At 66.3% G+C, this 13,820-nt stretch carries 19 protein-coding genes and 1 tRNA gene; 2 read left to right on the top strand and 18 right to left on the bottom strand.

Annotated elements, in window-relative coordinates:
• The 17 genes from ACP96_RS11560 to ACP96_RS11485 all read right to left on the bottom strand — a co-directional run bounded on the left by ACP96_RS11560 (window position 1) and on the right by ACP96_RS11485 (window position 11,025).
• Window positions 1–399 (bottom strand): 50S ribosomal protein L14, encoded by a 399-nt coding sequence (locus tag ACP96_RS11560; RefSeq protein WP_050025348.1) that lies wholly within the window; start codon window positions 397–399, stop codon window positions 1–3.
• Window positions 399–743, bottom strand: coding sequence for a 30S ribosomal protein S17 (locus tag ACP96_RS11555; protein ID WP_004047221.1), 345 nt, complete (start codon window positions 741–743; stop codon window positions 399–401). The genes ACP96_RS11560 and ACP96_RS11555 overlap by 1 nt, the downstream gene beginning before the upstream one ends.
• Complete coding sequence (locus ACP96_RS11550) at window positions 734–1,192, bottom strand: ribonuclease P protein component 1 (RefSeq protein ID WP_050025344.1); 459 nt, start codon at window positions 1,190–1,192, stop codon at window positions 734–736. The genes ACP96_RS11555 and ACP96_RS11550 overlap by 10 nt, the downstream gene beginning before the upstream one ends.
• 2 nt (window positions 1,193–1,194) lie before the next feature.
• A complete protein-coding gene (rpmC, locus tag ACP96_RS11545) occupies window positions 1,195–1,407 on the bottom strand; it encodes a 50S ribosomal protein L29 (RefSeq protein ID WP_050025342.1) in 213 nt (70 codons plus the stop codon).
• A complete protein-coding gene (locus ACP96_RS11540) occupies window positions 1,408–2,346 on the bottom strand; it encodes a 30S ribosomal protein S3 (protein WP_050033415.1) in 939 nt (312 codons plus the stop codon).
• Window positions 2,346–2,810 (bottom strand): 50S ribosomal protein L22, encoded by a 465-nt coding sequence (locus tag ACP96_RS11535; RefSeq protein ID WP_050025337.1) that lies wholly within the window; start codon window positions 2,808–2,810, stop codon window positions 2,346–2,348. Before ACP96_RS11535 ends, ACP96_RS11540 begins: the two co-directional genes overlap by 1 nt.
• A gap of 3 nt (window positions 2,811–2,813) precedes the next feature.
• Window positions 2,814–3,239 carry a 30S ribosomal protein S19 gene (locus ACP96_RS11530; RefSeq protein WP_050025335.1) on the bottom strand — a complete coding sequence of 142 codons (426 nt, stop codon included), beginning with the start codon at window positions 3,237–3,239 and terminating at the stop codon, window positions 2,814–2,816.
• Window positions 3,236–3,958, bottom strand: a complete 723-nt coding sequence (locus ACP96_RS11525) for a 50S ribosomal protein L2 (protein WP_004047227.1) — start codon at window positions 3,956–3,958, stop codon at window positions 3,236–3,238. Before ACP96_RS11525 ends, ACP96_RS11530 begins: the two co-directional genes overlap by 4 nt.
• Window position 3,959: 1 nt before the next feature.
• Window positions 3,960–4,214, bottom strand: a complete 255-nt coding sequence (locus ACP96_RS11520) for a 50S ribosomal protein L23 (protein ID WP_050025333.1) — start codon at window positions 4,212–4,214, stop codon at window positions 3,960–3,962.
• The gene (gene rpl4p, locus ACP96_RS11515) at window positions 4,211–4,957 is read right to left on the bottom strand and encodes a 50S ribosomal protein L4 (RefSeq protein WP_050033414.1); all 747 of its coding nucleotides are present in this window, start codon (window positions 4,955–4,957) and stop codon (window positions 4,211–4,213) included. The genes ACP96_RS11520 and rpl4p overlap by 4 nt, the downstream gene beginning before the upstream one ends.
• A gap of 3 nt (window positions 4,958–4,960) precedes the next feature.
• On the bottom strand, window positions 4,961–5,977 hold the full coding sequence (locus tag ACP96_RS11510; protein ID WP_050025330.1) for a 50S ribosomal protein L3: 1,017 nt from the start codon (window positions 5,975–5,977) through the stop codon (window positions 4,961–4,963).
• Window positions 5,978–5,981: 4 nt separating this feature from the next.
• The gene (locus tag ACP96_RS11505) at window positions 5,982–6,848 is read right to left on the bottom strand and encodes a putative RNA uridine N3 methyltransferase (RefSeq protein WP_050033427.1); all 867 of its coding nucleotides are present in this window, start codon (window positions 6,846–6,848) and stop codon (window positions 5,982–5,984) included.
• 276 nt (window positions 6,849–7,124) lie between these two features.
• Window positions 7,125–7,403: a hypothetical protein gene (locus ACP96_RS11500; protein ID WP_050033413.1), complete on the bottom strand. Its 279-nt coding sequence runs from the start codon at window positions 7,401–7,403 to the stop codon at window positions 7,125–7,127.
• Window positions 7,404–7,659: 256 nt separating this feature from the next.
• Complete coding sequence (locus tag ACP96_RS19020; protein ID WP_161785358.1) at window positions 7,660–7,848, bottom strand: hypothetical protein; 189 nt, start codon at window positions 7,846–7,848, stop codon at window positions 7,660–7,662.
• Window positions 7,849–8,009: 161 nt separating this feature from the next.
• On the bottom strand, window positions 8,010–9,173 hold the full coding sequence (locus ACP96_RS11495; protein ID WP_050033412.1) for an RNA-guided endonuclease InsQ/TnpB family protein: 1,164 nt from the start codon (window positions 9,171–9,173) through the stop codon (window positions 8,010–8,012).
• 2 nt (window positions 9,174–9,175) lie between these two features.
• On the bottom strand, window positions 9,176–9,565 hold the full coding sequence (tnpA, locus tag ACP96_RS11490; RefSeq protein WP_050033411.1) for an IS200/IS605 family transposase: 390 nt from the start codon (window positions 9,563–9,565) through the stop codon (window positions 9,176–9,178).
• A 185-nt stretch (window positions 9,566–9,750) separates the two neighbouring features.
• On the bottom strand, window positions 9,751–11,025 hold the full coding sequence (locus ACP96_RS11485) for a PQQ-dependent sugar dehydrogenase (protein WP_050033410.1): 1,275 nt from the start codon (window positions 11,023–11,025) through the stop codon (window positions 9,751–9,753).
• A gap of 107 nt (window positions 11,026–11,132) precedes the next feature.
• On the opposite strand from ACP96_RS11485, the gene ACP96_RS11480 reads away from it, so the two are divergent.
• Together ACP96_RS11480 and ACP96_RS11475 are read left to right on the top strand one after the other, a co-directional pair.
• A tRNA-Gly gene (locus ACP96_RS11480) sits at window positions 11,133–11,203 on the top strand.
• A gap of 591 nt (window positions 11,204–11,794) precedes the next feature.
• Window positions 11,795–12,634, top strand: coding sequence for an aldo/keto reductase (locus tag ACP96_RS11475; protein WP_050033409.1), 840 nt, complete (start codon window positions 11,795–11,797; stop codon window positions 12,632–12,634).
• 10 nt (window positions 12,635–12,644) lie between these two features.
• Here the strand turns inward: ACP96_RS11475 and gfo6 are convergent, their stop codons facing one another.
• Window positions 12,645–13,745, bottom strand: coding sequence for a D-xylose 1-dehydrogenase Gfo6 (gfo6, locus tag ACP96_RS11470; protein WP_050033408.1), 1,101 nt, complete (start codon window positions 13,743–13,745; stop codon window positions 12,645–12,647).
• Window positions 13,746–13,820 lie beyond the last annotated feature (75 nt).

The raw sequence follows: 13,820 nt of genomic DNA, 5'->3' as shown, positions 1-13,820 counted from the left end.
TTAGACGATCATCGTCGCGGTCGAGGCGATGCTGCCGAATCGCTCGGCGACCTCGCGGGCGACGGGGCCCTTGATCTCCGTGCCCCGCGGCTCCTCGAGGTCGTCGATGATGACGGCCGCGTTGTCCTCGAACTTCACGCGCGTGCCGTCCGGACGGCGGATCGGCTTGCGCTGGCGGACGACGACCGCCTCCAGCACCTGCCGCCGCATCTCCGGCGTCCCTTTCGTGACCGAGACGGTCACCTTGTCGCCGATGCCTGCCTTCGGGTGGCGGTTCTTGGTGCCGGAGTAGCCGGCCACCGAGATCACCTTCAGCTCACGGGCGCCGGTGTTGTCGGCGCACGTGATGAGCGAGCCCTTCGAGAGCCCCTGCGTGACGTCGGCCTTGAGCGCCTCCATCACTGATCACCCGACAGGTTCTCGACGACGACGTGGGACTTCGTCTTCGAGAGCGGTCGCGTCTCCGCGATTTTCACTTCGTCACCGACTTCGAGCGAGTCGAGCACGCCCGGCACGTGGGCCGGGATGCGCGAGCGACGCTTCATGTACCGGTCGTATTTCGGTACGAACACGTCGTATTCTCGCTCGACGATGACGGTCTTTGCCATGTCCGTCGACACGACCGTTCCCTCACGGGTCTGGCCGCGGACGGAGAGCTGCCCGTAAAACGGGCACTTCTCGTAGTCGTAATCCTCCGGGTTGTCTGGCTCCGGAGGCGTGGGTACGTCGATTCCTATCGCCATTGTGTGACACCTTGTTCGGTGCGTTCGGCGGGTCGATGCCGTAACCGCTCGCCATCCACCGTCGCGTAGACCGCGTCTTTGCACTCGCCGCGGTGGCTCGCCGGACCCACGCCGTCACCGGTGACGGCGCTTGTGGACCCGGACGGGCCAGACTGACGGGGGCGGACCCCCGTAGTATCCGACCCGAGTTGGGACGCGGACCCCGACGACTCGTCGTCGTCGGCGGCTTCATCTGTGCGAGCAGTCGGTCGATCGACGACCGCGAACTCGAACGTCGCGCCCGACTTGGGCACGCGTTTGTCCCCCGAATCCGTTCGCACCACGAGGGTGCCGAACGTCTCGGACAGCACGCGACCGGCGATGCCCGCGTGGGCGTCGCTGTCGGCGTCGGCCACCCGAACCGGGAGGCCGACGAGTTCGTGCCGTACGAGCGTGTCGGGGGAGATCATCGTTATTCGTCGTCGAAGTCGCCTTCTTCTGCCTGGATCGTCTTGATCCGGGCGATCGTCTTCTTCATCTCCTTGACGCGACCGGGACTCTCCGGCATGCCGCCGGCGGCCCGCTGCGCCTTCGAGTTGAGCAGCTCGGTCTCGATCTCTTCCAGTTCGACCTGGCGCTCGGCCGCGGTCATGTCGCGGATCTCGTCGGTGTAGAGGATCGCCATTTACTCGTCCTCCTCGTCTTCGTCGGCGGCTTCCATCTCTGCGACGAGGTCCGCGGCCTCCTCCTCGATCTCCTCGTCGAGCTCCTCGACGTCGTCGGCCTCGGCGTCGCCGACGGGCTCCTCGGCGGAGACGTCGGTCGCCTCCGTGGCCGTGTCCTGCGTCTCCTCGACGACCTCCTCGACGACCTCCTCGTCGATGGCCTCGGCGGGGTCCTCGTCGGGGACCTCAACCTCGTCGTCGGCGCCCGCGTCGGGCACCTCTTCGGGCTCCTCTTCGAGCAGCGACTCGACACCCTCGTCGGCGTCGACGTCGGCCGCCGCCTGCTCGACCTCCGGGACCTCGGCGTCCTCGCGGATGTCGAAGTCGTCCGGGAGCTTCGCGCCCGGCGGGATGATCTTCACGTTGACGCCGATCGTCCCGAGCTTCATGACGGCGACGCCCTGTCCGTGGTCGACCACTTCCTGGGCCGGCTCGCCATTGTGCTTGATGTAGCCGCGGTTGAACTTCTCGACACGCGAACGCGCGCCGGTGACCTTCCCGGACAGGACGATCTCGGCGCCCAGCGCGCCCGCGTCCATGATCCGGTCGATCGTCGTGTGGCCGGCCTTCCGGAAGTACCAGCCGCGTTCGAGGGCGTTCGCGAGACGGTCCGCGACGATCTGGGCGTTCAGGTCAGGCTCGTCGACCTCCTGAACGTCGATCTGCGGGTCGTCCATGTCGAAGCGGTCCTCGAGCTCGGTAGTGATCTTGCGGATGTTCTTCCCGCCCTTCCCGATCACCATCCCGGGCTTTTCGGCCTTCAGGACGATCTGCGTGCCCATCGGCGTCTGGGCGACGTCCATGCCGCCGTAGCCGGCGCGGCCGAGCTCGTCCGCGAAGAACTCGTTGATCTGTGAACGGCGCAGGCCGTCCTCGATGAATTGGTGTTCGTCAGCCATTATTCGTCAGCCTCCGGCTCCTCGATGATGAGTTCGACGTCGGCGAGTGTGGTGTTCCACTGGGTCGCACCCGCGGCTCGCGGGTTCCGACCGGGTCGTTCGCCGACCTTGTGGGGGGCGACGTGTTTGATGACCATCTCGTCGCCGTCGAACCCCTGTTCGTCCGCGTTGTTCTTGACGTTCTCCAGGAGCTTCAGGAAGTCCTTGGCGGCCTTCTCGGGGTACCGTCCCGCGTCCCAGCCGTCGATGTCGGAGCGGTGGCCCGCGCCGGCGTTGTGCTGGCGCATCGGCACCGAAGTCTCCTCGTCGATGACTTCCTGCAGGAACTCCTCGGCGTCGGCGACCGTCTCGCCTTTGATCTCCCGGGAGATCTCCTTGCTGTCCTTCACGCTGATGGGCCGGTCGCGGAGCATCCCCTTGGCGGTGGTCTCCGGGTCGGCCTCGACGCTGTAGTTGATTCCCATGGGTTACTTGAGGGGCACGAACTTCGAGGACCGGGTCGCGCCGATGCCGGCCTGACCGTGTTCGACGGTGCTTCGGGTGAGGTGGAACTCGCCCAGGTAGTGTCCGATCATCTGGGGTTCGACCTGCACGCGTTCGAAGCTGTGTCCGTTGTACACGGAGAAGGTGACGCCGACGAACTCCGGAAGAACCGGCATGTCGCGCAGATGCGTCCGGATCGGGTCATCCGCCGTCGTCTCCTTGTCGCGGCTCCGGACCGTCTCCAGCAGCTTCTGCTGTTCGGTGCCGAGGCCGCGAACGATGCTTCGCCGCTGGCGTGCGGGGAGCAGTTCCGCGACTTCCTCTACGTCCATCTCCTGCAGCTCGTCGAGCGAGTGACCGCGGTAGGCGAACTCCTTGCCCTCGCGGCCGGTTCGGTAGTCAGAACTCATTTGTTGCCACCTCGTCCGGTGCGCTTGGATGCGATGTCACCGACCTTCCGTCCCGGCGGGGCGTCCCGCGAGACCGATTTCGGCTGGCCGGGGTGTTGGCGACCGCCCCCGCCGAAGGGGTGGTCGACGGCGTTCATCGCGACGCCGCGCACGCGCGGGTACTTGGTGCCGCGCGCTTTCATCTTGTGGTGTTTGTTGCCGGCCTTGACGAAGGGTTTCTCCGTCCGACCGCCGCCAGCGACCACGCCGATCGTGGCGCGGCACTGCGGGTCGAGCCGCTTCACTTCCCCGCTGGGAAGCTGGACGACCGCGACGTCGCGGTCGTGGGTGAGAAGCGTCGCCGACACGCCTGATGCGCGCGCGAACTTCCCGCCGTCCCCGCGGTTGCTCTCGACGTTACAGACCGGGACGCCCTCGGGGATCTCCGCCAGCGGGAGCGTGTTCCCGGGCTTGATCTCCGCGGAGACGCCGACCTGAATCGTCTCGCCCACGCGCACGCCTTCCGGCGCGAGCACGAGCCGACGGTCGTCGTCCTCGAACTCGATCTCCGCGAGCGGAGCCGAGCGGGCGGGGTCGTGTTCGATCCCGACGATCTCGCCGGTGATCGTGTCCACGTCTTCGAGCTTCTTGTGCGACAGTTCCGCCTTGTAGCGGTGGGAGGGGGCCCGGAACGTCGGGCCGCCGCGTCCACGCCGCTGTCCTTGGATTCGTCGTCCCATCTCAGAACACCCCGATGCGCGATGCGATCTCGGTCGCGTCGTCGTCCGCGGAGAGCGTGACGGTGGCCTTCTTGTCGCCCTGCGGGGTCACCTGCGTGTTCACGTCGACGACGGAGACGTCGTATCGCTCCTGCACTTCCTCGCGGACCTCGGGCTTGGTCGCGTCGATGTCGACGAGGAACAGCAGCTTGTTCTTGAAGTCCATCTCGTTCATCGCCTGCTCGGTGACGATCGGATGCTCGATGATGGAGTTCATCGGTCGGCCACCTCCTCGATGGCGCTCTCGGTCCACAGCGTGAGTCGACCCGGGTGTGCGCCCGGCGCGAGGTCTTCCGCGTTGACCTCTCGCGCGGTCGCGACGTCGACGCCCGAAAGGTTTCGAGCGGCGCGGGACGGCTCCTCGCTGGTGACGACGAGCACGGACTTCGGCTGGCTGTACTTGCGACCGCGGGTCTTCCCGCGGCCGGCTCGGACGGAGCGACCCTCCTCGGCGCGCTCGATGTCGGCGTCGGCGCCGACGGATTCGAGCACGCCCAGGGCCTCCTGGGTCTTCTCGAGGTCCTCGAACTCGTCGCTCACGACGAGCGGGAGGTCGAGGTCCTCGTCGAACGCGTGTCCGCGTTCGGCGACGAGTTCGGCGTCGGTGGTGGCCGCGATGGCCGACCGGATCGCGAACTGTCGTTCCTTGTCGTTGAGGCTCTTCGTCTGGTCCTTCTCGGCCTTCGGCGGGTGCGCTGGGCGGCCCGACACGGCGTTCGGGACGCGGCGGGCGACGTTCTCGGAGCGCGGGATGTGTGCGAGCCCGCGACCGGAGCCGAACGACTCCGCGGGGGTTCGCAGCCCGGCGAACTCGTCGGCACCGTAGGCCTGTTTCCGGTTAGCCTGTGCGGCGGAGACCGCCCGACCGATGAGGTCCGGTCGGAACGCGGTCTCGAAGATCGCCGGCAGCTCGATGCTGCCAGCGTCCCCGCCGTCCAGGTCGTGTACTGTTGCGTTCATGGATTATCCCTGGTTGGATGCGGTGGATACGTACCGGACCTCGGGATCGAGGCGCGGCTGGTCGTTCGGCCGGATGGCCGGGCGGAACCGAAGCAGGCGCTTGTCCGGACCGGGCAGCGAGCCCTTGATGAGCGCGTAGTCGCCGTCGACCTCGCCGTAGTTGACGAAGCCGCCGTCGACGGAGGCGTCGTCGCCCTCGCCGAAGTCGATGAGGCGCTTGTTGAGCTCGGTGCGCTGGTGGTAGCCGGTCTGCCCCTGCTGGGGAACGGTGGAGCGAACGCGGGAGGGGTTCCACGGACCGAGGTTACCGATCCGGCGCCGCCATCCCTGGCGGGCGTGTTTGCCCTTCCGCTTCTGGACGCCCCAGCGCTTGACGGGACCCTGTGTCCCCTTCCCCTTCGTGATGCCCGACACGTCGGTGTACTGCCCCGCGCGGAAGACGTCGCCGAACTCGTGGGCGCCGCCCTCAGCGACGAGGTCGAGCCCGAAGTCGACGCGCTCCTCGAGGGAGCCGCCGCCGACTCGGGTCTCCATCACGTCGGGCTTCTTCTTGGGTACGTTCGCGAGCTCCGAGGGAGCCGTGTGCGTGATGACGCGGACGTCGTCGACCGCGCCCTCGTCGAGCAGCGCGCGCAGCTCGTCGGCGTCTTCCTCGAAGGTGTCTTCCGCCGGGAGGTCGAGCGCGCGGTCGAGCTCCTCGTGGAACTCGGTCGCCCAGACCTCTTCGACCGGCTTCTTTCCGTACGGCGTCTGTTCGTAGGCACGCAGGGCCACCGCGTACATCGGCGGCGTCTCGACGACGGTGACGGGAACGGACGTTTCCATCCCCTCACGCGGCGAGTTGGCCTCGTCGTTGACCATAACGACGTGCGTCATTCCGGCCTTGTAGCCGGCGAACCCCTGCAGTGCGGGGGCTCCGTCGTCGTCGGGCCACGATCGAATGCGCGGGACCTCTCGGTCTGCGCGGGTACGCGGGCCGTAGCCCAGCGAGCCTTTTCGTGGTCGGCTTGGTTGTGGCATGTGTTTACTCCGTGAGTGTGAGCGAGCCGAGAGTCACGAACAGAGCCTCCTCCGTCCGGACGACCTCGCTCGCCTGTGCCGGGATCGTGTTCAGCCAGAGGTCGAACCCCGGATCGGGTTCGACCGAGCGGCCGTCGGCGGCGGCCGCCCGAATGCTGTCGGGCGAAAGCCCGAGCATCTCCGGAAGCCCTCGCTCGGGCGAGCCGAAGGCGACGGTGTAGCCGCCGGCCTTCCGCGCGTCCGAGACGATGGTGCCGAGCCGCGAGACGGAGAGCTCTTCTCCGTGTCGCGACGTCGCGACGGCCAAGCCGTCGCCGGCGAGCGCTTCCGACAGGTCCGCCCCCACGACTTGGAACCCCTCCTCGGGCTTCCCGGTGATGCGGGCGCGGACCGGTTCTCTCGAAGAGACCCTGATGGTGACGCGCTCCCCCTGCTCGACCTCCATTCCGGAGGGAACGAGCAGGGAGATCGGGTGTTCCCGCAGCGGGGAATTGACCCGGACGCGGCCTTCAGGTCCGACCTCGGTCACGAGTCCCTGTGTTTTCGACTCTTCCCCGCTAGGGGTCGAGCCGGTCCGCCACGGCACGCGGAGCGGCGGGAGCACGCCGGCGTACCGGAGTTCGTCGCGCTCCCCCCAGAGGTCCTTGCGGAGCCCCGGAGGGGTCGCGGCGTATCCCAGCACGGTCCGAACGTACTCGCTGCCCCGTCGCCGCTCGCCTTCCCTGTCGGGGAAGACGACCAGTCGATCCGCCCGGAACACCGCCGCCGCGCGGGCGACGTAGCCGAGTTTGCGAGTCGCCTCGCGATCGTCTTCGGCCTCCCGGACGACCGAAGACGGAACGCAGATCGTGAGTCCGTCTTCGGTACGCATCGTGGCGAGACTGTACTCCTCGATTTCGGACGGCACCGTAAAAGGATAGCGGTCCTGATTTCGGGCTGTGGCGCGTTCACACGGGGTCTGGCGGGGGTTTTCGGCCGTGAATCGAGGGAGTCGATAGCACGGTCCGGTCCGAGTCGAGAATCTCCTCGGCGACCGCGACATCCGCTCCCGGGCATATCGCCGTCGACGATGAGCGTTAGGGTCGCTCGCAGGAGGGACACGCGCGTCAGCGGGTGTGCGCCTGCCCCCGCGAGCGCTCGACGGCGGTCACGCTTCGAGACAGAGGTTCGTCCGGGGCACGCAGACCGGGGTCACCTCCCGTTCACGCGCCGCACGCCGGAGGCGACAGGCGATCGGTTTCGCACCGTAGCGAGCGACGAGCGCCGCCGCGCCGACGACGGCGCCCGCAGTCGGATACGTGACGGCGACGAGGAGACCGACTGGCGCCGCGAGCAGCAGCGCCGTCCCCAACGCGAGAGACATCGCGTCGGCGCCGGGGACGGGGTTCGGTGCGCCGCGTGACGGCCGTTCCGTGTCAGGTCGCATATGAGAGACGTGGGGTGGACCGGACTTAATGATAATCTGTATGATGTTTTTGTAACGTTCCTTACGCTGACATCCTCCCACGGCTAAAGCCGTGGGGCATTCGTCTTTAGTTAAGAGCGAAATCGCGGTACAGCGACGGGATCAGATGGCAGAGAGTAGTCTTCTATTCGTCTAAGACGGTGTCGATATGAACACAGTCAATTTGTGATTTCGAATAACGCTCTAAGAAGTTCGTGCACTTGGTGCACGGACTTCTCTACGAGTTAGATCGTTTCCTATTGCGGATAACCAGCTCTCGGGTTTTTTCTATTCTCTCTTCATCATTCTGCAAATATACTGCGAGGATCGCTTCAACGATCTCGGAGCGGCTTGCTCCGAGATCTGAGCACTCATCGACGAGTGTATCGAGCTCTTCAACGAGTTCAGTTCGGACGGAGACGCCCATTTTGGTTCGAGTCATAATCTTAGACGTTCTCAAAAATACGTGCACTAGGTGCACGGTAAGCTTATCGGCTCATTCCAATTTAGATCAAAAGATTGTCATAATAGATCTCAGCTGCTACTTGCACAGCGAAGCAATCGTGCTGCTGTCTTGCGATTCCTTAACTAAAGACGAATGAGCCGTGGGGTTCCCCCACTGGGGGTTGAATCCACACGTAGCGGGAGGTTCGCAGGTTCGTCGTCACAGGGGACGATGACCTGCGTTTCGGGCTGTGCCAGTACAGCCCCCGCCTCGGACAGCGGTTTCGAGAACTTGCCCAAGGCTCGTTTGCCGATGTTCAGCGCACCGTTCTTGTCTGCGTTGTCGTCAAGTCCACATTCGGGACACTCGAAGCGTCCCTGCGTCTCACGGACACCTTCGCAGGCACAGCGGTTACACGTCTTCGATGTGTCGTATTCCTCAACTAACTGTACGTCGATGCCCGCGTCGTGGGCCTTGTACTCGATGTAGTTCAGCAGGCGGGCAAACGGCATCTTGTGGGTCTTGTCGTTGACGTACCGCCCTTTGTCGTTGTCCGTGCGAATCCCACCGAGATCGCCCACGACGATAACCGCGTTCCGTTCTTCAGCATCTTCAACGACGGAACGAGCAATCTTATGGAGGCGGTCGTCCACCTTCCGTGCTTCCGCGTCACCGATCCGCTCGACCACCTGCTGTCCCTGTCGAGGTTTCGCCTTCCCGATGGACTTCCGCAGTTGCTTGTAGTGTTCGCGGATGCGACGAACTTCCTCGCCGTAGAACGTGGTTTTGCGGTCGGAAAGGAACGCACAGGTAGCGACCCAGCGTGCGCCCATGTCGATAGCCAGCACGTCGTCGTACTCGTCTTGGACGGTCACAGACCGTTTGACGACGAGGTGGACGTACCAGTCACCGTCACGACGCACCAGCTCGCTGTCCCGAATGTCGCCCTCACGGACAAGTTGTTCGTCTTTTTTCGGGATGTGGGTGGGACACCAGATGGAGTTGCCCTGTCCCCGCTCGGGGTCGTAGACGGGGACTTTCACCCACCACGACGAGAGAACGGTATCCTCGTCGCAGGTCACGTCGAACACGTCGTTGCGGAGGACGACGGGTTGTTCGGTGTCGGGGTTCGGGTCTTTTTGTCGCTGAACTTTCGACGCCTGCTGGTCGGTCGCAGAGTACAGGTCGGCGTTTCCGCCGTGTACCTCGGTCTGGAACGCCTCGTACTCACGGGCGAGCAGGTCAGCCTTCCTGTTGGTCAGCGAGTGGAGTTTGACCCGCACCGTGGTTGAGACGCTCCGTTGCATGACTACTCACCTGCTTGGGCGTCGATGTACTCCTCGATGACTTCGCTGGATACGTCGCCCGCACTTGAGACGAAGTACGAGCGTGTCCACAGCGACGGCAGGCCGAAATCAAACTCGTCACGGAGCTGGCGCGAGGAATAGCCCTTGACCTGTTGCATTATCTTGTTTGGGGCGAGCGTCGGGTCGCCCGTGATGAACAAGTGTACGTGGTCGGGTCGAACCGCCAACTCCAAGATTTCGAGGTTGAGTTCGTCGGCCTTGTCCTCGATGAGTTCTTCGAGGCGATCACGTACCTCTCCCTCAAGCACCGATTTACGGTACTTCGGGCACCAGATGAAGTGGTACTGGAGTTTGTGGACGTTGGTACGTTCCTTGTCGAACCCACGAGGCATCGTCAGTATATAGATACTATTCACCTAAAGATGTTACGCAAGCATCTAATTCCACCCGTGCCAACGAGCGTAGACAGGCTTCCAGTTGTCGGCTTCATCCCACCCGTAAACGGGTGGGCTTTCGCCTCGTAACCGCTGTAATTCGTTTGAGTAGACCGGGGCGAGCCTCCCCCGGCTTCTCGGCCTCATTCGGGGACGATCCGCGCGACCGGCGCGTCGCCGTCGTCGACCGCGACGTAGAGGTGGCCCGTGGCCGGCTCGACCGCGAGCGCCCGGACCCGCCAGTCGCGGTCGGCGAGCAAGGGGTCGCGCTCGGTCACGGTCGCGTCGTCGACGCCCGCGCCCTCGACGGTGAACCGCCCGAGGTACTCGCCGGCGAGCGTGCCCGCGAAGAGGTCCCCCCGCCACTCGGGGAACGCGTCGCCGTCGTAGAAGACCGCCCCGCTCGGCGGGAAGCCGCCGGAGCCGCACGGCCAGTAGTGAACCGGCGCGATCACGTCGTCGCGTTCGCCGTGGCCCGGCGCGACGGGGTCGTCGGTCCCGTAGCGACACGCCTCGCTCGCTATCGGCCACCCGTAGTTGCCGCCGCGCTCGACGACGTTGATCTCGTCGCCGTCCTCCTCGCCGTGCTCGCACTGCCAGACTGCGCCCGTCTCCGGGCGCACCGTCATCGCCTGCGGGTTGCGGTGGCCGTAGCTGTATAACGCGTCCGCCGCGTCCGAGTCGTCGACGAAGGGGTTGTCCGGGTGCGCGTCGCCGTCGGGCGTCACTCGCAGCGTCGCCCCCAGTTCGTTCGAGCGGTCCTGCGAGACGTGGTCCGGGCCGAACTCGGTGTCGCGCCGGTCGCCGACCGTGACGAACAGCGAGCCCCCAGGGCCAAACGTCGCCCGCGATCCGAAGTGGTTCGCGGAGTCGCGGAACGGCTCCGCGACGCGGATCGGCTCGAATCCGTCGAGCGCTGGCGCGTCGTCGCCGTCGAGCAAGAGCCGCCCGCTCCCGACGTGGGTCGCCGACTCGCCGGCGTCGTTCGTCGCGGCGTAGGTGAGGTACACGCGCGCGTCGTCTGGGTATGCGGGGTGGACCGCGACGTCGAGGAGCCCGCCCTGCCCCTCGGCGAACACTTCGGGCGCGCCCGCGACCGCCTCGACGGTCCCGTCCGCGGGGTCGACGAGCGAGAGCCGTCCGGGACGCTCGGTGACGAGCAGGCGGCCGTCGTCGGGCAGGAACGCGAGTCCCCACGGGTTCTCGAACCCCTCGGCGACGTTCTCGACCGTGTACTCGACGTCTGCGCCGTCGTCGGGCGGGGCGTCGTCGCCGTCCGTTCCACCGGAGCCGTCGGAGTCGCCGTCGCTCCCGCCTCCGAGGCAACCGGAGAGCGCTGGGAGGGCGGTCGCGCCGGCGAGGCCGCCGGCCGCGCGGAGGGCGGTGCGTCTGTCGATGCGATCGGGGGAGTCGGTCATCGTTCGGGTACGGATCCGTGTGGGGACGCGGCACCGATGACCCTTCCGCCGACCGTCGTTCGGAACCCTTATATCTCCGACTCGGGCTATGTGGAGATGCGAAGCACGCACCGGTAGTGTAGTGGTATCACGCAACCTTGCCATGGTTGCAACCCGAGTTCAAATCTCGGCCGGTGCATTTTGCGAACGAAGTGAGCAAAATCACCGAGAGAGATTTGAATGCTATCAGTCGCGCGCAGCGAACGGGCGAGCGAAGCGAGCCCTGAGCGAGCACGTCTGATTCTGAGTTCAAATCTCGGCCGGTGCATCTTCTCGCTGCGCTCGAAGATCCACCGGCCTGACTCCCGTTCGCTCCGCTCACGGGAGTCTCGGCCGGTACATTTTGCGAACGAAATGAGAAAAATCACCGAGAGATTCAGACGCTATTTGTGATTTATAAACCGGGGATAGATCGGCGGGGCACACCTCCAAAGCCCCAGCCGCGAGGCGGGCGCACACTCGTTGCGCTCCTCGCTCGCGCTGCTCGCTGCGGTGTCGCCGGCGGCTTCGCCGCCGGCTTTCCGTGGCGCGTAGCGCCGGCGACCTCGCGCGTGCTCCTCGCGGCCGCCCTCGGCGGCCGCTCGCAGGCACGCGCCACCGCGGATTTATTTATAAGGGGTCGGGAAACGACGCCTGCGGTTTAAATACGGCTGTGCGGGCATCGAGAACTGCGACACCGGCGGTTCCCCGACCGGTACCTTCAATCCGCACTCCGCCGAACCGGCGTCGTGTGAACGTACCTACGAAGACACTCCCGAGTGGCGCCGAGCTTCCGGCGCTCGGACTGGGCACGTACGACCTCGGAGATCGGACCGCCGACAGCGTCCGCGCGGCGCTCGACGCCGGCTATACACACATCGACACCGCCGAGGGGTACCACAACGAGGCGGCGATCGGCGACGCGCTCGCCGAGAGCGACGTCGACCGCGACGACGTGTTCCTCACCTCGAAGGTGCTCGCGAAGAACCTCAACTACGAGTCGGTGATCGAGTCGTGCGAGGCGTCGCTCGATCGGCTCGGCACCGACTACCTCGATCTGTACCTCATCCACTGGCCCAACCCCGCGATCTCCCTGCGCGAGACGCTCCAGGCGATGGCGGAGCTTCGCGAGCGCGGGCTCGTCCGCGACGTGGGCGTCTCGAACTTCAGCGCCTACCAACTGAGCTGCGCCCACCACATTTCCGACGTGCCGATCGCGGTCAACCAGATCGAGTTCCACCCGTGGTTCCAGCGCCCCGACCTCGTCGACTACTGCCGCGAGTCCGACACCGTGATCGAGGCGGCGGCCCCGCTCGGGCGGACGGACGTGTTCGGCGACGAGGTCGTCGCCGAGCTGGCGGAGAAGTACGACAGACACCCCGCACAGGTCGTCCTGCGGTGGGCGCTCGACAACGACGTGGTCGCGCTGCCGCGGTCGTCGACCCCGGACCACGTCCGGGCCAACGCCGACCTCGACTGGGAGCTCGACGAGGCCGACCGCCGGCGGCTCGACGAGCGGGACCGCGACCGGCCGGTGTACGACACCCCCGCCCGCGACTGGACGAGCGACGTGTACGGGATCGAGCAGTAACCTCTCGTCTTCAGGCCGCATCGTCGCCGAGATCGACCGGATTGCCGGTCTCGGCCGACTCGTAGATCCCGTCGAGCGCGCGCATGTCCGTAAGCGCGTGCTCGCCGTCCGGGTGGAACGGCTCGCCCGCCAGCAGCTGGTGGCCGAAGTACGCGAACTCCTCCTCGATCTGGTGGACCTGATCGAAGTCCACATCCACGCGGGTGCCGTCGCGGACGACGGCGAACCCGCGGTCCTCCCGCTCGTAGAACGCGGGGTCGAGGATCAGTCTGGCGTCCGTCCCGGTGACCTCCAGTCGACTCGCGTGCTGGGCGTTCTGGCTCACCGAACACAGCGCGTCGATCCCGCCGGGGAACTCCAGCCGGAAGGTCGCGTGCTCGTCGACGCCGGCGAACGCCTCATGGCGCGTCTGGGTCCGGCCCGACACCCGAACCGGGTCGGCGCCGAGCGCGAACCGCGTCGTGTTGAGCGGGTAGACGCCGAGGTCCATGAGCGCGCCGCCGCCCGACAGCTCTGGGTCGAGCCGCCACTGGTCGTTGTCGCCACCCAGCTCGCCGAGCATCGTCTGCGACATCGTCGCGTGGACGTGGACCACGTCGCCGGCGACGCCGGCGTCGAGAAGCTCGCGCAGCCGCCGGACGGCGGGGTCGGTCTGCATCCGGTAGCTGACCATCAGGGGCGCGTCGGCGTTTTGACACGCCTCCACGAGCCGTCGGGCACGGTCCGGCGTCGCTTCGAGGGGTTTCTCGCAGAGGACCGCCTTGCCCTGCTCCGCGGCGGCCTTGACGTACTCCAAGTGCGTCGCGTTCGGTGTCGCGACATATACCGCGTCGTACGCGTCAGCGGCGGCGCCCGACCGGAGCTCGTCGGGAGTGACGCCGGTCAGGCCGCGCTCGCCGGCGACCGTCTCCACCGCGTCGGCGTCGACGTCGGTGACGACGGTCGCCTCGGTGTACGGCGACCGGGCGATCCCCGGGAGCGCCCAGTCGCGGGCGAACCAGCCGAGGCCGACGACCGCGACCCGAACGGGGTCGGTGACGGCGTCCGGATCGAGTGTCTCCCAGTCCCGGCGCGCGAACTCATCGAGATACTCCGCGAGGGCGGCTTCCATGTCGGACCCTCAGCGCGGGGCCGACAAATAACCTCGACAACGGTGGCGCGTCGCGGTCGCTGGCGTCGGTCGCCG

Source organism: Halorubrum halophilum (assembly GCF_000739595.1).
In the GTDB taxonomy this organism is placed as follows: domain Archaea; phylum Halobacteriota; class Halobacteria; order Halobacteriales; family Haloferacaceae; genus Halorubrum; species Halorubrum halophilum.
Note: the sequence above shows the minus strand (reverse complement) of the source record. Positions and strands in the feature narration are given on the sequence as shown.